Origin of the sequence: Actinokineospora bangkokensis (genome assembly GCF_001940455.1) — a bacterium.
Taxonomy (GTDB): Bacteria; Actinomycetota; Actinomycetes; order Mycobacteriales; family Pseudonocardiaceae; genus Actinokineospora; species Actinokineospora bangkokensis.
On record NZ_MKQR01000018.1, the window covers coordinates 66,803 to 86,018 of the forward strand.

General features: G+C 72.7%; 18 protein-coding genes. 14 read left to right on the forward strand and 4 right to left on the reverse strand.

The genetic code is table 11. The features are described from left to right. The first annotated feature begins 237 nt into the window (after positions 1-237). From BJP25_RS18665 to BJP25_RS18680, 4 genes are all read left to right on the forward strand, one after another. Complete coding sequence (locus BJP25_RS18665; protein WP_084794167.1) at positions 238-828, forward strand: TetR/AcrR family transcriptional regulator; 591 nt, start codon at positions 238-240, stop codon at positions 826-828. 95 nt (positions 829-923) lie between these two features. Further along, on the forward strand, positions 924-1,658 hold the full coding sequence (locus BJP25_RS18670; protein ID WP_075976265.1) for an SDR family NAD(P)-dependent oxidoreductase: 735 nt from the start codon (positions 924-926) through the stop codon (positions 1,656-1,658). 107 nt (positions 1,659-1,765) lie between these two features. Then, positions 1,766-2,371 carry a hypothetical protein gene (locus BJP25_RS18675; RefSeq protein WP_143219176.1) on the forward strand — a complete coding sequence of 202 codons (606 nt, stop codon included), beginning with the start codon at positions 1,766-1,768 and terminating at the stop codon, positions 2,369-2,371. A gap of 265 nt (positions 2,372-2,636) precedes the next feature. Next, entirely contained in the window at positions 2,637-3,686 is a 1,050-nt protein-coding gene (locus BJP25_RS18680) for an amidohydrolase family protein (protein ID WP_143219177.1), read from the forward strand. Positions 3,687-3,968: 282 nt separating this feature from the next. On the opposite strand, the gene BJP25_RS18685 is transcribed toward BJP25_RS18680, so the two are convergent. Genes BJP25_RS18685 through BJP25_RS18700 form a run of 4 tightly spaced genes read right to left on the reverse strand, consistent with a single transcriptional unit; the run spans position 3,969 to position 9,432 of the window. Next, positions 3,969-5,834 carry an ATP-binding cassette domain-containing protein gene (locus tag BJP25_RS18685; RefSeq protein WP_075976267.1) on the reverse strand — a complete coding sequence of 622 codons (1,866 nt, stop codon included), beginning with the start codon at positions 5,832-5,834 and terminating at the stop codon, positions 3,969-3,971. A gap of 23 nt (positions 5,835-5,857) precedes the next feature. Next, positions 5,858-6,613, reverse strand: coding sequence for a hypothetical protein (locus BJP25_RS18690; protein ID WP_075976268.1), 756 nt, complete (start codon positions 6,611-6,613; stop codon positions 5,858-5,860). Between the two features lie 12 nt (positions 6,614-6,625). Then, on the reverse strand, positions 6,626-7,822 hold the full coding sequence (locus BJP25_RS18695) for a cytochrome P450 family protein (RefSeq protein ID WP_075976269.1): 1,197 nt from the start codon (positions 7,820-7,822) through the stop codon (positions 6,626-6,628). Then, a complete protein-coding gene (locus tag BJP25_RS18700) occupies positions 7,819-9,432 on the reverse strand; it encodes a carbamoyltransferase C-terminal domain-containing protein (protein WP_075976270.1) in 1,614 nt (537 codons plus the stop codon). Before BJP25_RS18700 ends, BJP25_RS18695 begins: the two co-directional genes overlap by 4 nt. 322 nt (positions 9,433-9,754) lie before the next feature. On the opposite strand from BJP25_RS18700, the gene BJP25_RS18705 reads away from it, so the two are divergent. The 10 genes from BJP25_RS18705 (at position 9,755) to BJP25_RS18750 (ending at position 19,118) form a co-directional block, all read left to right on the forward strand. Further along, positions 9,755-10,516: a DinB family protein gene (locus tag BJP25_RS18705; RefSeq protein ID WP_075976271.1), complete on the forward strand. Its 762-nt coding sequence runs from the start codon at positions 9,755-9,757 to the stop codon at positions 10,514-10,516. 134 nt (positions 10,517-10,650) lie between these two features. Next, on the forward strand, positions 10,651-11,565 hold the full coding sequence (locus BJP25_RS18710) for an AraC family transcriptional regulator (RefSeq protein WP_075976427.1): 915 nt from the start codon (positions 10,651-10,653) through the stop codon (positions 11,563-11,565). Positions 11,566-11,875: 310 nt separating this feature from the next. Beyond that, positions 11,876-12,418, forward strand: a complete 543-nt coding sequence (locus BJP25_RS18715; protein ID WP_075976272.1) for a (2Fe-2S)-binding protein — start codon at positions 11,876-11,878, stop codon at positions 12,416-12,418. Next, positions 12,415-13,395, forward strand: a complete 981-nt coding sequence (locus BJP25_RS18720; protein ID WP_075976273.1) for an FAD binding domain-containing protein — start codon at positions 12,415-12,417, stop codon at positions 13,393-13,395. The genes BJP25_RS18715 and BJP25_RS18720 overlap by 4 nt, the downstream gene beginning before the upstream one ends. A 19-nt stretch (positions 13,396-13,414) precedes the next feature. Next, positions 13,415-15,520 carry a xanthine dehydrogenase family protein molybdopterin-binding subunit gene (locus BJP25_RS18725; RefSeq protein WP_075976274.1) on the forward strand — a complete coding sequence of 702 codons (2,106 nt, stop codon included), beginning with the start codon at positions 13,415-13,417 and terminating at the stop codon, positions 15,518-15,520. A 5-nt stretch (positions 15,521-15,525) separates the two neighbouring features. Next, positions 15,526-16,506 carry an XdhC family protein gene (locus tag BJP25_RS18730; RefSeq protein WP_075976275.1) on the forward strand — a complete coding sequence of 327 codons (981 nt, stop codon included), beginning with the start codon at positions 15,526-15,528 and terminating at the stop codon, positions 16,504-16,506. 78 nt (positions 16,507-16,584) lie between these two features. After that, on the forward strand, positions 16,585-17,028 hold the full coding sequence (locus BJP25_RS18735; protein WP_084794170.1) for a hypothetical protein: 444 nt from the start codon (positions 16,585-16,587) through the stop codon (positions 17,026-17,028). 2 nt (positions 17,029-17,030) lie between these two features. Beyond that, complete coding sequence (locus BJP25_RS18740) at positions 17,031-18,002, forward strand: fumarylacetoacetate hydrolase family protein (protein ID WP_075976276.1); 972 nt, start codon at positions 17,031-17,033, stop codon at positions 18,000-18,002. A gap of 19 nt (positions 18,003-18,021) precedes the next feature. Next, positions 18,022-18,678, forward strand: coding sequence for a TetR/AcrR family transcriptional regulator (locus tag BJP25_RS18745; RefSeq protein WP_075976277.1), 657 nt, complete (start codon positions 18,022-18,024; stop codon positions 18,676-18,678). A 23-nt stretch (positions 18,679-18,701) separates the two neighbouring features. Further along, complete coding sequence (locus BJP25_RS18750) at positions 18,702-19,118, forward strand: nuclear transport factor 2 family protein (protein ID WP_075976278.1); 417 nt, start codon at positions 18,702-18,704, stop codon at positions 19,116-19,118. Positions 19,119-19,216: the final 98 nt, after the last annotated feature.

Consider the following 19,216-nt stretch of genomic DNA (forward strand, 5'->3'; position numbering starts at 1 on the left):
GGCCCGAGAGCAGCGCCTCGCCGACGTGGTTGACGCCGAGCACTTCCAGGTGCGGGCCGTGGACGACCGCGGCACGTCCAGCGCACGGATCATCGTTTGAAACGCGGTCCGGGCCCGGACAGGCGTGGCCGCGCGGTCGTTGCCCAGGAGACCTGGTCCGCTAGACCGGTGCCACCGCCTGACCACGGGCCGCCGCGGATACTGGACTGATCGGTTCACAAACTGTATGTTCGGCCCGTGCCACGCCCTCGCCAGTTCGACGAGCAGCGGGTGCTGTCCGCGGTGCAGGCGGCCTTCTGGAACAACGGGTACGCGGGCACGTCGCTGGAGGACCTGCTCGCGGCCACCGGGCTGGGCAAGGGCAGCCTGTACGGCGCGTTCGGGGACAAGCGGCGGCTGTTCCTGCGGGTGCTGCGCGAGTACGACGAGGCCAACGACCGCATGTTGCGGGGCTGGCTCGCCGACGCCGACCGCGGCATCGACGTGGTCCGCGACTTCGTGCTGGGGCCGGTCCGCGACCCGAGCGGCGCCCAGGCCCGTCGCGGGTGCCTGCTGGCCAACACCGCGATGGAGCTCGCCACGAGCGCCCCCGAGGTCGCCGCCGAGGCCCGCCGCAGCTACGACGCCACGACCGCCGTGCTGGCCGACGCGATCCGACGGGCCCAGCGCGAGGGCGACGTCGCCGCCCGCGTCGACCCGGGGCAGGCCGCCCCAGCGGTCCTGGCGGGTCAACTGGGCCTGGTCATCCTCGGCCGCACCGGCCAAGACCTGGCCGCGCTTGAGGCGATGGGCGAGACGCTGCTCGCCTGCCTCCTGCCCGCGTCCTGAACCACACCGCCCAGGCGGATCCTGTTCTTGACTATCCGGTCCAGATCGGCCAGGGTTATGGACCGAACGGTAAAGAACACGACCTGGGAGGAACCATGGGAGCGCTCGACGGCAAGGTCGCCGTGGTCACCGGCGGGAGCAGCGGCATCGGTCTGGCGATCGCCCGCGCGTACCTCGCCGAAGGCGCGCGGGTGTTCGTCACCGGCCGCCGCAGGCCCCAGCTCGACGCGGTCGAGGCCGAACTCGGCACCGGCGTGACCGCGCTGACCTGCGACGTCAGCCGCCTCAACGACCTCGACGCGCTCTACGCGACCGTGGCCGAGCAGGCGGGCCGGGTCGACGTGCTGGTGGCCAACGCGGGCATCGGCATCGCCGCCCCGCTGGGCGAGATCACCGAAGAGCAGTTCGACGCGATGTTCGCCACCAACGTCAAGGGATCGGTCTTCACCGTGCAGAAGGCCCTGCCCCTGCTCGCACCGGGCGCCTCGATCATCCTGCTCGGCTCCACCGCGGCCACCCGCCCCGAGTCGGTGCTCCCCGTCTACGGGGCCACCAAGGCCGCCATCCGCAACCTCGCGCGCGGCTTCGCCCACAGCGCCAAGGCCCGCCAGTTCCGCATCAACGTCCTGTCCCCCGGCGCCACCCGCACCCCGGGCCTGCTCGACCTGCTCACCCCAGCCGACCTCACCGCCGCGGAGTCGGTGATCCCCCTCGGCCGCCTCGCCGACCCGACCGAGATCGCCACCGCCGCGGTGTTCCTCGCCTCGGACGCGTCCAGCTTCGTCAACGGCGCGGACCTCGCCGCGGACGGCGGCTACGCCCAGGTCTGAGGGCGGACCTCCACCGAGCAGGCCCGGGTTCGACCGCAGGCGGAACCCACCTCCCCGGTCCGGGGGACGGGACCCGCTGCACGGCGGGTCGGAACTAGGGTCAGCCCATGGCTGATGCGATGTCCGCGCCCGCTGGGCAGGTGGTGGTGCTCGTCGACCGCTGGCCGGATCCGTCGCCGCCCAGCGAACTCCCGGTCCGCGGCCCGCTGCGGACGGCCAGCCGCGTCCTGCTCGTGGCGCTCCTGGTCCTCGCCGCAGCGGTGGGCGTCGAGGCGATCGTGCTGCTGTGGACAGAACCGACCCCCGGCTGGTGGTTCTCGCTCCTGTTCACCCTCGTGCTCACGGCCCTCGTCGCCGCGCTCTGGATCGCCTACCTCGGCGCCGTCGCCCACAGCGCCGAGCGCACGCGGGCCCGCACCCGCTGGGCCGAGGCGACCGACCGGATCGAGTTGCTCGACGGCACCATCCGCACGCGCACCGCCTCCACCATCGAGGACGGCGGCATCGACAGCTTCACGCTCGTCGTCACCACCACCCGGGGACAGGTGCGCGGGAGGTGGGAGCGCCCGACATCGCGATCGCCGATGCTCCCCCAGACCCGACTGCCGGAAGTCGGCGCCCGCGCGCGGGTGTGGCGGCTCCGAGACGCGGACGACGACGCACCGGTCGTCATCGAGGTGCGCGTCCCTTCTTCCGCCGGACCAGCGCACTAGGGCTTGCCCTTGCGCCCCTCCACGCCTTTTCAGCCGAGCGTTCAGCCACTTCACGTGCACCGGCGGCTCGATGGACCCCGTCGGCACCTCCCAGCAGCGCAGGTGCACGGAACGACCACGCGCGCCACAGGCGGCCTCCCGCACTCACCTATCCGCGCGGGTGGGGAACACGATGTGAGGCACCAGCAGGACATGGGAAGGATCCCGCCGGCATGGTGAGGGAGTCGGATGAGCGCTGGCAGCGTGCTGGACTGGTGGGGGTGTGATGGGTTTCGAGTTGGCCGGGGTGGTCCTTCCGGACGGTGAGGAGCGGGTCATCCGGGTTTCCGGTGACCGCATCGGTGGCCCGGGTGGGGAATGCCTGGTCGAGGGCGCGTGGCTGCTGCCCGGTCTGGTCGACGTGCACACCCATCCAGGCACCAACCAGCCCGGCGAGGACTTCGACGAGGACCTGCACCGCTCCCACATGACCGATCACCGCGACGCGGGCGTCCTGCTCGTGCGCACCCCCGGGTCAGTGGACCCCGACCCGACCCGCGAGCGGCACGACCCCACCTTGCCCCGCGTCCGCCGGGGCGGTCGGTGGCTGGCCATGCCCGGCCTGTTCTTCCCCGACTTCGGCCGTCCCGTCACCGAAGCCGACCTGGTCGACGCCGCCGTCGAAGAGGCCGAGGCCTCCGGTGGCTGGTGCAAGATCATCGGTGACTGGCGCCCAGGCGATCCTGCCGTACCGCTGGACCTGCTCACCGAAGCCATCGCCGCAGTGCACGCCATCGACGGCCGGGTCGCGGTGCACGCCCAGACCGCGGAGGGCAGCCGCAACGCCGTGCTCGCCCGCGCGGACAGCATCGAGCACGGCATGCACCTCGACAACGACCTCATCCCCACCATGGTCGAACACGGAACAGCACTGGTCCCGACCTTCACCGCCTTCGCCCCCACCATTGAGCGAATCCGCGCCGGAGAGGGGGCACCGGAGATCCGCGAGTGGCTGCTGACCGGTTGGGAGGGCCTGTTCACCACCGTCCGCACCGCCCACGAGGCCGGTGTGACCGTACTGGCAGGCACCGACAGCAAACCCTGCGGCGACATCGCAGGCGAAGTGCTCTGGCTGATCCGCGCAGGACTCCCGCCCGAAGCCGCCGTCGCCGCAGCATCCTGGACCGCGCGCCATTGGCTCGGCCTACCCGGCCTGGAAGAGGGCGCCCCAGCCGACATCGTCGCCTACGACGCCGACCCCCGCGTGGACCCCTCTGTCCTCCGCAGGCCATCCCTCATCGTGCTCGGCGGCCAGGTAATAGGACGTCAGCGATGACACTCCCGGTGAGGCCAATGAACACCGGCGTCACGAACGCGACAGCCGACGCAAGCAAGGGGCTCAACCACGATGGCCGTTCACCCGGCGGCCAACAGCGGGGCGAGCAAGCACTCCAGTCACCCCGGTGCGGTGCCACCTTCACCACCCCACCACCCTCGATATTGGACCGAACGTGGACGGAGGACCTGGAGCGGGTGGCGGCGACACCGCTGGTGCGCGCCCAGTCGCTCATCGCCGAGTGCACGGCCACCAGGCACGCAACAGCTCGGTGCGCGCAGGTCACCGAGCTGCTGAACCCTCACTTGCGCTGTCGTACAGGAGCCGGTAGGGACCCGGCCTGCTGATCAGTTCCGCGTGGGTCCCTGTCGCGACGATCCTCCCCCGTTCCAAGACCACGATCAGGTCCGCGTTGCGCACATTGCCGAGCCGGTGGGTCACCAGGACGGTCGTGCGGTTCGACGCCCCCTCGTTCCCGCAGAGGGCGTCGAACACCCGGGCTTCGGCGAGGGCGTCGAGCGACGCCGTCGGCTCGTCGGCGATGAGCAGCGGAGCGGTGCGGAAGTGGCCCCGGGCCGCGGCGATGCGCTGCCACTGGCCGGTCGAGAGGCCGTGTCCCCCTGCGAACAACGTCGAGAGAACGGTGTCCTCCCGACGGGGCAGGGCCTCGATCAGGGTGTCCGCCCCCGCGGTGCGGGCGCTGTCCGGCCACCGCGCCCGTTCGCCATCGAGGTCGGAGATGCAGATGTTGGTGGCGGCGCTGACCGGCCACCGCACCGGGTCCTGCGCGATCAGCGACGTCCGAGGGGGCGCCGCCGTCGCGAGGTCGACGTCGTCCCAGAGGACCTGGCCGGTGTCCGGGGTGAACAGGCCGCAGATCAACCTGCTGAGGGTCGACTTGCCCGAACCGTTCTCCCCGACCAGCGCCACGACCTGCCCCCGCCGGAGGGTGAGGTCGACGTCGCGCACCGCGGGCTCGTGCTGGCCGGGGTAGGCGAAGGTCACGCCGCGGAGGGTGATCGTGGCGGGGTCGGGCGGGGCGCTGCGCGACCGGGCCGCGCCTCGCCTGCGGCGGCACTCGTCGAGGAGCCGGGCGCGCAGGTCGATGTAGAAGCTGTTCTCGTACATCGCGTTGAACTCGCGGATCGCCTGGGACAACGACGCGGCCGCACCGCTGATCGCGACGACGGCCGTCCCGGCCAGGGACAGGGGGACCTGCTGGGTGTACAGGAGCACCCCCAGGGTGCAGTACGCGCCGAGGCCGCCCGCGGCGGCGAGGGCCCGGCCGCCGAGGCGGATCGCCGCGCACCGGGCTTCGGTGCGCACGGCGTCGGCGTTGAGCCGCTCGGAGACCCGGGCGTGCTCGTCGAGCAGGACCTCCTCCAGGAGGAACGCGCGGACCTCCATGGCGGACTCGGCGCCGGTGATGAGGTCGCCCACCAGCCACGCCTGCCGATCGCGCGCCACCATCCGCAGGAACGAGGTGTAGCTCAGCCTGGCCGCGCGCATCGCGGCCCACCCGTTGGCGGCGGCGGCCAGCAGCAGCGCGGGCAACAGCCACGGGTGGAAGGTGGTGACCACCGCCAGCGCGACGGCCAGCGCCACCAGCGCGGCGAGCAGGTCGGAGGCCGCCTGCACCGAGCGGCGCACGGCCCACACACCGTGCATCCCGCCCTGGCGGACCAGTTCGACGAAGTCGGCGTCGCTGAACGCCACCGGGGCGACGTCGAGGACCGCCCGGTGGATCCCGTGCCGCGCGGCGTACTCGACCCGCGGTGCCAACGCGGCCTGGGCCAGGTGGGCCACCGCCCCCACCGTGGTCCTGGCCGTGTGGGCGAGGCCGACCAGCAGCAGCGAGGGGACGCTGTCCAGCAACCGGTCCGGGTTCGGCGCGCCGTCCAGCAGGGTGGTGAACGCGTCCGCGACGGCGAACAACCCCACGGCCTGGAGCGCCCCCGCCGCCAGGTGCGCGGTCGCGGCCAGCGCGGTCCACCGGCGGGAGGTGCGCCACGCCAGCAGGACGACGGTGGCGAGCGCCGCGGGGACGGCGCGCGCGCTCCGCCGCCACCCCGCGGTCGCCACCTGCTCGTTGATCGTCGCCCACGCGGGCTCGGCGAGCTCACCGTCGTCGATCAGCGGGTACCTCATCGGTCTCCTGGTCGGGTGGGCGCTCAGGGGCCGACGAAGACCGGGACCGCGTTCGACCGGATCGTCCCCGGGCTGGTGGCCTTGAGCTTCTGCAGACCGGTCCGGGTGAAGGTCACCGACGCCCGCCCGTCAGCTCCCGTGGTGGCCCCGCCGACCGACGCGCCTGCGATCGGGGCGCCGGTGGCGGCGTCCACGACCCGGTACACCACGCCCTGGCCCACCCGGGCGAAGACGGGCCCGGTGAGCTTGAGCGCCGCGGTCTCGCTGCCGTCGGAGATGGCGAACAGCACCTCGTCACCGGTGGCCACCCGCTGCTGGCAGCCGCCGACGCTTGTGACGGCACCATTGCGGCGCAGGGAGAAGAACGTGGTGGCGGTCGAGGACTCGGCACCGATCCTGGTCACCAGGTAGTCCTCGAAGGACGGGAAGTAGGGGCCGTCCCAGTCGAAGCCGTAGGTCCGGGCTCCGTCGTCGAGGGCTCCGATCGCGGTCGGCCCGGCGGTGGGGTTGGCGCCGAGGTTGGTGCCGTCGCACTGGTGCGTGCCGCCCGCCGCGCTGGTCACCTCATGCGGGCGGGTGATGACCAGCCCCTCGAAGATCGTGCTCGTCGCCCCCTCCACCCGCAGCTTGACCAGCGCCGCGGTCGACGGGGAGCCGCCCGTCGGCGCCGCGGGACCGGCGACGGCCGGGACCGCGGTCGCGGTCAGGCCGACCAGTCCGGCGACCAGGACCGCCAGGCCGCGCAGCCTGCGTGCGGCGGGGCGCTTCGACTGTCTCATGTGGATCTCCTCCTAGTTGTTCCCGGTAGCGGGTGGACCGGGCCGCAGGGTCACCGGCAGGGTGACGAGCCCGCGGATCATGGTGTTCGCCCGCCACCGCAACCCCGCGGGGTCGCGGGCGAACCCCATCCGCGGGAACCGGGACAGCAGCAGCTCCAGCGCCACCTCCGCCTCGGCGCGGGCCAGCGCCGCGCCGAGGCAGTGGTGGACGCCGTGCCCGAACGCGAGGCTGCGCGCGCCGCGCCTGCGGATGTCGAAGTCCTGGGCGTGCGGGAAGCGATCGGGGTCGCGGTTGGCCGCCGCGAGCGCCGCCATCACGAAGGAACCCGCGGGGATGCGGGTCCCGGCGATGTCGACGTCGCCGGTGGTGTGCCGCAGCGTGCCGAGGTTGGCCGGGCCCGCGTGGCGCAGCAGCTCCTCGATGGCGTCCGGCAGCCACGTCGGGTGCTCGCGCAGCAGGCGGAGCTGGTCGGGGTGGCGCAGCAGCGCCCAGACGCTGTTGCCGATCAGGCTGACCGTGGTCTCGTGGCCCGCGACCAGCAGCAGGAACACCGTCGACAGCAGTTCGGCGGTGGTGATCGATCCGTCGACCTCGCACGCGCGGATCAGCTTGGTCAGCAGGTCGTCGCCCGGGCTGCGGCGCTTCGCGCGGACCAGGCGCACCAGGTACTCCGTCATCCGCGCTGCGGGCTCGGCGCGCGCGTTCGGGCTGACCTCGGTGAACAGCACCTCGGCGATCCGGCGGAAGTCGGGGTCCTCGGCCTCGGTGATGCCCAGCACGCCGCGCATCACCCCCAGCGCGAACGGGAAGGCGAACCCGTCGACCAGGTCCACCTCGCCGTCGGCGTCGAGCGCGTCGGCCGCCGCGGTGGCGACCGCGGCGATCATCGGGCGCAGCTCGTCGACGCGTCGCGCGCTGAACGCGGAGCTCACGACGGCGCGCAGCCGGGTGTGCGCGGGTGGGTCGCGGTTGAGCATGTGGTGGGTGAACGGCTCGGTGGCCGCGCCGCTGGCGTCCTTGGACACGTGCGGGTGGACCAGCACCGCGCGCACGTCCTCGTAGCGGGTCACCAGGTACGCGGTGAGGTGCAGCCTCGGGATCCGCACCAGCACGACCGGCGCGGTGGCCCGGGTCGCGGCGTAGAAGGCGTGCGGGTCCTGCAGGAAGTCCTCGTCCAGCACCGGCGTGCCCGGGCGGGTGCCGCTCACCTGGGCCCCCCGGCGGGGCGCAGCAGCTCGTCGTCCCAGACGAGGAAGTCCAGCCCCATCCGCTCCGCTGCCGCGGCGACGTCGGCGCCCGCGTGCGCGATGGGGTCGCCGCGGTCGTTGAAGGACGTGTTGAGCACGACCGGGTCGTGCCCTCCGCCGCGCAGTGCTCGCAGCACGTCGTGCACGACCCCGGTCTCCCGCACCACCTGCATCCGGCACGTGCCGTCGACGTGCGTGGCCCCGGGGAGCGAGGAACGGCCGAGGTCGGTCATCGGCGCCGACGCCGTCATGTAGCGGGAGCGGGAGCCCCGGGAGTCCCAGAACACGCCGTCGCACTCGGCCAGCCCCGCGGGCGCCAAGGGCCGCCAGGGCTCTCGGCCCTTCATCCGGTTGACGCGGTCCCGGACGGCCGTGTCGTCGGGCCGGGCGATGACCGATCGGTGCCCGAGCGCCCGGGCACCGACCTCGGCCCGCCCGGTGTAGACCGCTCCGACCTGACCGCACCGCAGGAGGTCCGCGACCAGGTCGGGCGTGTAGTCGACCGACATCCACCCCGCCAGCTGATCTGCCGTGCGCGGCTGGGTCTGCGCGCCCAGGTACGGCGAGACGCCCTGCGGGAGGACGGGCCCACCGGTGGTGAGCCAGGCCGCGCCCAGCGAGACCCCCGCGTCGTGCGCGAAGGGCGGGACGTAGACCGGCTCGTCCACAGCCCCCATCGCCACGCAGTTCTGCGCGACGCCACCGCCGATGCACACCGCATCCAGCCCCGTCAGCTCACGCGCGCGGGCCACCAGCCGCGCCAGCTCCGCTGCGACGGTCGCCTGCGCCTGAGCCGCGATCCGCACGGCCAGCGGATCGCGGTGGAGGCAGGCCGTCGGGGTGCTGACCGGTCCGTAGGTGTCCTGGAACCACGTCCCCCACGCGGTGGCGGCCTCGTCCCAGGTGCAATCCGCTCGCAGCGCACGGGCGCCGGGTGGGATGCCGTCGGCGAAGGCGAAGAGCGGCTCGGCCGCCAGGGCGTAGGAGGCGAGTCCCATCGTCTTACCCGCCTCCAGCAGGCGGAACCCGAGGTGACGGGTCGCCGCTTCGTAGAAGTAGCCGAGCGAGAACGGCCGGGGGTAGCACTCGACCGGCGTGATCCCCGTCCGCCTGCCACCCCGGTGGATCGACACCGAAGCCCGTTCCCCGTGCCCGTCCACGACCAGCACCGCGGCGTCGTCGAACGGCGAGGCGTAGAAGGCGGAGGCCGCATGTGCGTCGTGGTGGTCGAAGAAGCTGAAGGTGCACCCCGCAGGCAACCGGTCCCACCCCAGGAGGTCCTGGGCGAGCACAGCAGGATCGGCGTACGAGGGGCGCCACGCCTGACCAGAGGGGTGGTTGGCCAACCAGGGCTGCCACCCGACCGCGACGAGGGAGATCTCCTCGCGGTCGACACCCGTCTCCGCCAACCCGGCCGCGACCGCGGCGACGGGGAATTCTCCCCAACCGTGGCGATGTCGGGTGAATCGTTCCTCTTCCGCCATCCAGAGCACGTTCCCGGCGGGATCGACGACCGCGGCGGCGCCATCGTGGAACCACCAGTTGACCCCGAGCACATAACCGCCGGACATGCGCCCCCCAGGAAATCGGACGAAAATGACGCGGCAGATCCCACCCCGCCGGATGCGACTTCGCCTCCCCCGCAGTGCCGCGAGTGATGCTAACCCCCCACGCCCGTACATCGTATAGTCCGTTCGGGTAGCGTCCCGCCCACTGCGCGGAGAGACCATCCGAACGCCGCAGGGGAGTGAGATTGCCAAGATCTGCAAGGCAGTTCACGCCACCCCGGGGCCAAGGACGCCGTGGAGCACTGACCCGGCGGCGAGCCAGGTGAATTCGCGATAATGACCTTTTCCGCCTCACTTCCACTGCGCGACGTGGAATAGTGCTGTCATGACCAGGTTCGGGCCGTCTGATGACCTCTCCGGTGCCGCGTTCGTCGATGTGGGCCTTCGGGGGGCGCGGTTCACGCGGTGCGATCTGTCCCGCGCGGTGTTGCGAGCTGTCGACGTGGACGGTGCTGAGGTTGATGCGCCGTGGCTGAGTTCCCTGTGGGTCAACGGTGTCGACGTCGCGCCGTTCGTGGAGGGGGAGCTTGATCGGCGCTTCCCCGGCAGGGGTGAGCGAGGGGCGACCAGCCCCGACGGGCTGCGCCGAGCGTGGACGAAAGTGGAGCACGCCTGGGCGGCCGCAGTAGAGCGGGTGGCGGCGATGCCACCGGGTACCGCCGACGTGTCGGTAGCCGGTGAGTGGTCGTTCGCACAGACCTTGCGGCACCTGGTGATGGCCACCGACACGTGGTTCCGCGTTGCCGTCCAAGGCGTTGAGAAGCCCTACCACCCGCTGGGTGTGCCGAACGCCGAGTACGCCACCGACGGGTACGACACGTCCATCTTCGCCGCCACCGAACCTCCCTACGCCGAGGTGCTTGAGGTCCGGGCCGGACGGGTGGCAATGGTCCGCGACTTCCTCGCCGCCGTCACCAGCGACGACCTGGTGGTGCCGCGGAGGCACCCGTGGGCAGCCGAGTACGAGGTGACCACGCTGGAGTGCCTGCACACGATCCTCACCGAGGAGTGGGAGCACCTGCGCTACGCGACCCGCGACCTGGACGCGATCGCCGCGGCTGGCACCCCGGGAGGGCCGATGGCGTAAGGGCTGGCCGGTGCACGCTCCACGTCGCCTGTCCGGTTGGGATGACCAGGGTCGCCTCGTCCACGTGAGGGGTTCAGCCCACCTCAGCTGGAGGTCACCTCTGTCGGGCCCAGGGCGGTGATTCAATGACCGCCATGCCGCTCGATGAACTGCGTGACTTGCTGGCCAAGCACGCTCGACCTGATCTGAGCACCGACATCGATGACGTGCGCATCTTCCGGGCTGATGAGCCGAGCCCGCCGACGCCGACCACCTACGGGAAGGTGCTGGCCCTCGTCGCCCAGGGAGTCAAGCGGTTCGCGCTGGGGGACCGCCTGTACGAGTACCGCGCAGGGGAGTACGTCATCGCCTCGGTCGACCTGCCGGTGACCGCGCAGTTCACCCGGGCCTGCCCGGGGGAACCGGCGCTGGGGTTCGGCCTGGACCTGCGGCAGGGGGACGTCGCCGAGGTGCTGTTGGCCGCGGACGACGGGGGGTTGCCGGAGGTGCCGGTCGGCGCGGCGCCGGGTCTGGCCGTGAACACCGCTTCCGCCGAGCTGCTGGACGCCGTGGTCCGCCTCCTGCGGCTGCTGGACCGGCCGCGCGACATCCCCGTGCTCGCCCCCCTGGTCAAGCGGGAGATCATCTGGCGGTTGCTCACCGGGGAGCAGAGCGCGATGCTGCGCCAGTTCGGCCTGCCCGACAGCGGTCTGAGCCACGTCGCCAGGGCTGTCCAGTGGATCCGCGACAGCTACGCGCTGCCCTTCCGCGTCGAGGAGGTGGCGAGGCGGGCGGGCATGAGCGTGTCGGCGTTCCACCGGAACTTCCGGGCCGTCACCTCGATGAGCCCCATCCAGTACCAGAAGCAGATCCGCTTGCAGCACGCCAGGTTGCTGCTCGCCGCGAACCCCGGGGACATCGCCGGGGTCGCCCGGCAGGTCGGCTACGACAGCCCCGCCCAGTTCAGCCGCGAGTACCGCAGGCAGTTCGGTGACCCGCCGCGCCGGGACGCGGTCCGCCTGGGCGCGAGCGCCCGAGCCGCCACACCGGGCGCCCCTCGCGGCGATTGAGCAGAACTCGCGACTTCTAGCTCGATCCTGCCTGCTTGTTCTTCCGCCGGGCCCTGCCGCAGGAACTCGCTATAGCCTGCCGGGCAGGGACGACCGGGGACGGTTCGCGGTCGGCTGGTGGCCCGGCGAGCGACGACGGGCGCATGAGGTGGGGATCGGTGACGGACGCGGCACGGTGGGCCAGCACTGTCTTCCGAGCCCGTTGACCTCGCGCGGCAGAGCGGCGGCGTCCCGGTAGTGGTTCGAGCGCATCAGGCTCCTCTCGGCCTCGCCTGTTGCTGTGATCGGAAGAGGCAAGGGGAAAAGCGCGATGGAAGACGACAGTCGAAGCGAAGTATCGCTGCACGTCAACGGAACCACGCACCGGTTCGATGTCGACAACCGCAGGACGCTGCTCGACGCGTTGCGGGAGGACGCGGGGCTCGTCGGTTCCAAGAAGGGGTGCGACTTCGGTCAGTGCGGTGCGTGCACGGTGCTGGTGGACGGCAGGCGCGTGGTGTCGTGCCTGACGCTCGCGGTGGCCGCGGAGGGTGCTGAGGTCACCACGGTCGAAGGGCTCGCCGCGGACGACGAACTGCTGCCGGTGCAGGAGGCGTTCGTGCGGCTCGACGGGCTCCAGTGCGGGTTCTGCACTCCTGGTCAGCTGTGCTCGGCCGTCGCGGTGCTGGCCGAGCACGCGGCGGGGTGGCCGAGCGCCGTCACCCCTGACGTCTCCCCTGACCAGCCGCACCGCCCCCTCGACGCCGATGAGGTGCGCGAGCGGATGAGCGGGAACCTGTGCCGCTGCGGCGCTTACCCGTCGATCGTGCGCGCCGTTCTCGAAGTGGCCGAAAGCGAAGGGGTGAACGGGTGAAGGAGTTCGCCTACCGCCGAGCGACCGCGGTGCGTGACGCGCTGGTGTCCGTGGCAGGACAGGACGACGCCCGGTTCCTGGCGGGCGGCACGAACCTCGTCGACCTGATGAAGCGCGGTGTCGAGGCACCCGCTCGTCTGGTCGACGTGCGCGCGCTGCCGCTGGCCGGTGTCGACGAAGACCACAACGGTGACCTGGTGATCGGTGCGACGACGACGAACAGCGACGTCGCGGCGCATCCCGAGGTGCGGCGCCGCTATCCGGCACTGTCCCAGGCGGTGTTGGCCGGTGCCTCCGGGCAGCTGCGCAACATGGCGACGGTGGCGGGGAACCTCCTGCAACGCACCCGGTGTCCCTACTTCGCGGATCTGCCGTCGGCGTGCAACAAGCGGGTGCCCGGTAGTGGCTGCGCGGCACTGGAGGGCGTGCACCACAACCACGCCATCCTCGGCGCGTCACGGGCCTGCGTCGCCACGAACCCATCGGACATGGCGGTGCCGATGATGCTGTTCGACGCGGTCGTGCGCTACGAAACGCTGGACGGCGAGGGGGAGATCCCGATCTCGCGGTTCTACCGGCCGGTCAGCGACACGCCGCACCTGGAGACGGCGCTGCCCGACGGCGCCCTGATCACCTCCGTGCGGCTGCCCGGTGCCGCCGCAGGACGGCAGTCGCGCTATCGCAAGGTGCGCGAACGCTCGTCGTACGCCTTCGCCACCGTGTCCGTCGCGGCGGACCTGGTGGTGCGCTCCGGCCAGGTGAGTGAGGTGCGCATCGCTCTGGGTGGCGTCGCCTCGCACCCGTGGCGGGCCAGGGTCGCCGAGGCGGAGCTGCGCGGCGGGCCTGCCACGCCGGAGCGATTCCGCGCCGCGGCCGAGGCGGAGCTGGATGCCGCAGTGCCCCTGCCGCACAACGGGTACAAGGTTCGGCTGGCGCGCAACCTCATCCAGTCCGTGCTGACCGAGATCGCCCGCTGAGCGGATGGGGAGCGACACGATGACCACACACCCGCAGGTGCTCGCGGGCACTCCTGCGATCGGCACAGCGCGGTCCAGGGTCGAGGGCCGTGACAAGGTGAGCGGCAAGGCCCGGTTCGCGGGCGACCTCCCGGTCGAGCGGCTCGCCCACGGCGCGGTCGTCACCGCGACCATCGCCCGCGGCCGCGTCACCGGCATCGACACCAGTTCGGCACTTGCCTCGCCCGGGGTGATCGGCGTGGTGGACCACCGCAACGCGCCGCGGCTCGTCCCGGGGGTCGGATCGCCCTTCTTCGGCCCGGACGGGCAGTTGCAGCTGCTGCAGGACGACCGGGTCGCCCACGGTGGTTGGCCGGTCGCGCTCGTCGTGGCGGAGACCCCCGAGCAGGCCCGCGCCGGGGCCGAGCGGCTGCGGCTGACCTTCGTCGAGCAGCCGCACGACACCGCGTTCGCCGCGGACCACCCGGCGGCGCGGCCCGCGCTGCCCGCGTTCGGCCCGGACGCGGACAAGGGCGACCTCGACGCCGAGCTGGCCGCGTCCGCGGTGGTCGTGGACGAGCGCTACACCACGCCCGCCCAGCACGCCTGCGCGATGGAACCGCACGTGGCGACGGCCTGGCTGGAGGGCGCCGTGCTGCGCGCGATCGACTCCAACCAGGCGCCGTACGGCATCGCGGCGCAACTCGCGACCCTGTTCGGCAGGCCGCTGTCCGAGGTCCGCGTCCAGGTCGAGCAGGTCGGCGGCGGCTTCGGGTCGAAGACGGGGCTGGGCCCGCAGCTGATCCTCGCGACCATGGCCACCCTGCTCTTCCACCGCCCGGTGCGCGTCACCCTGACGCGGGAGCAGGTGTTCCTGGCGACGTCGGCGCGCCCGCGCACCGACCAGCGGGTGCGGTTGGGCGCCGACCGCGACGGCAGGCTGCGGGCGATCGGCCACGAGGCGGCGTTCGAGATCTCCGGCGAGTCCGAGTTCATCGAGAACTGCGTGGAGATCGCCAAGACCCTCTACGCCGCCGACGCCATCCGCACCAGGCTCACGGCGGTGCCGCTGGACATCCTGCCGGTCGCCTCGGTGCGCGCGCCCGGCACCGCGCCCGGGTCCTTCGCGCTGGAGTCCGCGGTGGACGAGCTGGCGGAGCGGCTGGGCGTGGACCCGCTGGAGCTGCGGCGGCGCAACGAACCGGAGGTCGGGCCGGTGTCCGGCCTGCCCTTCACCAGCCGGAACTTCCAGCGCTGCCTGTCGGAGGGGGCGCGCCGGTTCGGGTGGGCGGGCCGCGACCACCGGCCGCGCAGGCGCCGGGAGGGCCACCTGCTGATCGGCACCGGCATGGCGGGCACGTCGTTCCTGACCACCGCCTTCCCGTCGTCGGCGACGATCACCGCCGAGCGGGACGGCACGTTCACCGTGGCCATCGCGGCGATCGACATCGGCACCGGGGCGCGCACGGCGCTGCGGGCGATCGCCGCGGACGCGCTCGGCGTCGGGTGGGACGCGATCCGGCTGGAGATCGGTGACAGCGCCATCGGTCCGGCGTGGCAGGCCGGGGGGTCGCTGGGCACCACGTCGTGGGGGTGGGCGATCGTCGCGGCGGCGAGGGACCTGCTCAAGCAGCTCGAACCGGGGCCCGCGCTGCCGGTGTCGGTCACCTCCGACACCACCGAGGAGATCATGTCGCGGCCCCACCGCGAACGCCACTCCTACAGCGCCGTGTTCGCGGAGGTGGCCGTCGACCCCGCCACCGGTGAGGTGCGGGTGCGCAGGCTGGTCGGGCGGTTCGCGGTCGGGCGCGTGGTGAACCCGCTGATGGTCCGCAGCCAGCTCACCGGTGGCATGGTCATGGGCCTGTCGATCGCGCTGCAGGAGGAGGGCGTGCGCGACGGGGTCAGCGGCAGGCAGGTGAACGCGGACTTCGCCGGGTACCACTTCGCGGCGAACGCGGACGTGCCGTTCATCGACGCCGACTTCGTCGACGACCACGAGCCCGATGACCCGCTGGGGTTGAAGGGACCGGGTGAGATCGGCGCGGTGGCCGTGGCCGCGGCCATCGCGAACGCCGTCTGGCACGCCACCGGCCGCCGCCACCGGGACCTGCCGATCCGGCTCGACCGCGTCGTCGAGGGCTGACCGCGGTGCTCGGTGAGGTCTGGCCGTTCGTGCAGGTCAAGCACGACGCGGGTCAGCAGGTCGTGCTGGCCCGCCTGGTCGACCGCGACGGCCCGGGTGCCCGGCCGCTGGGCGCCACGATGGCGATCGCCGGGGACGGCACCTGGCGCGGTTCGGTGTCGGGCGGCTGCGTCGAGGGCATCGTCCTCGACGCGGCGCGCACCGTGCTCGACGGCGGCGCGCCGCAGGTGGCGACGGTCTCCCCGACCGCGCACCTGATGCCGTGGGAGGGCACCCCGGCGTGCGCGGGTGAGCTGACGGTGCTGCTCACCCGCGCCCCCGACGACCCGGTGCGGGCCGCGATCACCGCGGCGTTGGCGGAGGACCGGCCGCTGGCGGTGCGCGTCGAGCTGGAGCCGCCGTACTCCTGGTCGGTCACGACCGCCGCCGAGTGGCCACCGCCCGGCGACGGCGGTCCCGCGTTCGTGGAGGAGTTGCGGCCGCGCAGCACGCTCGTCCTGTTCGGCGCCACCGACCTCGCCGCGACCGTGGCGAGGATGACCGAACCCCTGCACCGCAGGGTGGTCATCCTGGACCCGCGCCCCGGACACGTGCTGTCCGGGGCGTTCCCCACCACCTGCGAGGTCGTCCGCACGTGGCCTGACGAGTGGATCGCAGGCAATCCCCTCCGCCACCAGGACGCTGTCGTCACCTTGACCCACGATCCCCGCATCGACGACCGCGCCATCCGCGCGGCGCTGGGGAGCGAGGCGGGCCACGTGGCCGCGCTGGGCAGCCGGGCCACCCACGCCCAGCGCCTGCGCCGACTCGCCGGAACCCCCGGTCTGCACCGCCTGAGCGGCCCGGCGGGCCTCGACCTCGGTGCGGCATCACTCGCTGAGACCGCCCTGTCGATCCTCGCGGAGGTGGTGGCGGTGGGCCACTCGCGGTCCGGGCGGCGGCTGCGCGAGGTCGGCACCCCGATCAGGGCGGCGGTCCGACGCTGAGGACGGCCGGGGCTTGCGGATCGGCCGCGCGTGGTCTTCACTATTATTGAACGATCGATAAACTAGTGGAGGGTGCCGGTGGCGGTCGCAGTGCAGGTCCTGGTGACCATCAGCGTGGTGTCGTTCGCCGTGGTGGCCGCGGCGGCCGACCTGAACCGGACCCACGCCACCAACCCGCGGTGGGTGGGGCACGCCCGGTTCCACGTGGTGTGGCAGGTGATCACCCACATCGGGGTCGGGCTGCTCGCGCTCGTGCTCACCTGGGCCCCCGTCGGAGACCTCCGGGTGCGGCTCGCGGTCGCGATGGCCATCGCCGGGGTCGTGCTCGGCGGGTTCTTCCTCAGCGCGGCGACGATGCGGTGCTACGACGGGGAGCTCGCGGACCCGAACGGGTACCGGCCGCTGACCGCCAGGGTCGGCGGCAGGCGCGTCGTGGTCGACAAGAACGTCCTGCTGTTCCTCGGCGGCAGCGCGCCCCTCGTCGCCGCGCTGGCGCTCTTCGCCCTCGCCAAGGGGGTGTGACGGTGAAGCTGGCCAGCACGCGCGTCGACGGCGCCGTCCGGGTGATCGCCGACCGCGGGGACGGCGTCGCCCTCGACGTCAACGACGTCCTCGACGACCCGGCCTTCACCATCGACCGGCTCCTCGACCTCGACGAGCCCGCGCGCGCGGCGGTCGTGGACACCATCGCGAGCCACGACGGGCACGCGGTCAGCGACCTGCGGGGCGCGGTCTGGCTGCCCCCGGTCGCGCGGCCGTCGAAGATCGTGGGCGTCGCCCTGAACAACGACGTGTTCAACTACCTGGCGGTGCGCAAGATGTCCGCACCGATGTACTTCCTCGCCCCGTCGACGTCCATGGTCGGGCACGGCGGCGCCATCGAGGTGGATCCCGCGTGGGGCCTGGTGCACCCCGAGCCCGAACTCGGCGCCGTCATCGGGGCGCCGCTGCGCCACGCCGGACCCGACCAGGCCCTCGACGCGGTCTTCGGGTACACCATCGTCAACGACGTCACCTCCCCCGGCCTCAAGGCCGCCGACAGCGTCGAACTGGTGATGCCCGAGGGGATCACCGTCGACGAACCCTGGCGGACCACGCGCGGCGACGACGACCGGTCGCTCTACCTGACCTACCACGCGCGCTCGAAGGGCACCGACACCTTCACCCCGATCGGCCCGTGGATCACCCTGCGCGACGACGTCCCCGACCCCAACGACCTGGAGGTCCGCGCCTACCTCGACGACACCCTGGTCCTGCTGGACTCGACCGCCAACCTCACCTTCCCGGTCGAGCGGGTGCTCTCGCACCTGTCCCGCTCCATGACCCTGCTGCCCGGCGACGTCGTCCACTTCGGCACGGCCGCGCGCCCCGCCGACCCCGACCGCTTCGCCACCATCCGGGCCATCGACCTCACCCGGCACGGGGACACCGTGTCGGTCGAGGTCGACCGGATCGGCAGGCTCGACAATGTCATCTCGCGCACCACGCGCGCATGACCACGTCAGGAGCCACCCCATGCCGCCCGCCGAGCACACCGACGGCCGCCGCCGCCGCGGCGCGATCTCCCGGTCCGCCATCGTCGACGCGGCCACCGCGCTGTTCTCCACCCGGGGGTACGCGGGCACCACCATCTCCGCCATCGCCGCCGCCGCCGACGTGCACGCCGGGTCCCTCTACCACGCCTTCGGGAGCAAGCAGGGACTCCTGTCGGCGGTGATGGCGACCGTCGCCGACCGCGCCTTCGCCGCCGTCAAGGCCGTCACCGACCTCCCGCGCGCCACCGTCGCCGACCGCCTCCGCGACACCGCCCACGCCTTGATCGACGACCCCGTGTTCCTGCGCCTGTTCCTGCTGCTCGCGCTGGAGAACGTCGACGACCCCGAGGTGCGGGCCCTGGTCGACGGCGTGCGCCGCCGAGCCCGCGCCGCCGTCGCCGACGCGCTCCTCACCGAGCTCAGCGGCCTCGACGCCGCCACCCGCACCGCGGTGACCGACGTCGCCGGGCGCATCGCCCTCATCCTGCTCGACGGGATCTTCGTGTCCCACCAGCTCGACAGCGAGCACGCGGAGCTCGACACCACCCTGCACCTGGTCACCGCCATCGCGGAGAAGGCCCTGCACGACGCACCCGCCCTGTTCACCGGCCACAGCCCGCCCCCGCGCACCCCCTGACGCCCCCCGAGGAGGACCCCCACGTGCTCACCGCCGCCACCCGCGCCGACATCACCGACCTGCTCGTCGAATTCGCCTGGCGCATCGACCACGACGAAGGGCGCGGGGTCGAAGACCTGTTCACCGAAGACGGCGAATACCTCCTTTTCGGACACCCGGTGCGCGGGCGCGACAACATCAGGAGCCTCTACGACCACCGCCGCAGCCGCGGAACGCGGACCTCGCGGCACCTCTTCGACAACATCCGCGTCACCCCCGGCCCCAGCGAGCGCGAAGCCCGCGCCACCAGCGTGCTGACGCTGCACGCCGCAGACGGACGACCACCCCTCCCCCTCGCCCCGCTCCTCGTCGCCGACTACACCGACGCGCTCCACCGGGACGACGACGGGCAGTGGCGGTTCCACCGACGCACCACCACCCTGCTCTTCCAGCCGACCTGATCGACTACGCCGAACGGACGCCATTCCCGGCCCCCGTAGGCAGCATGATCATCCGCTTCGCGCGGGGAGAGCCCGGGGGGCGGTGAGGAGCTGACCGG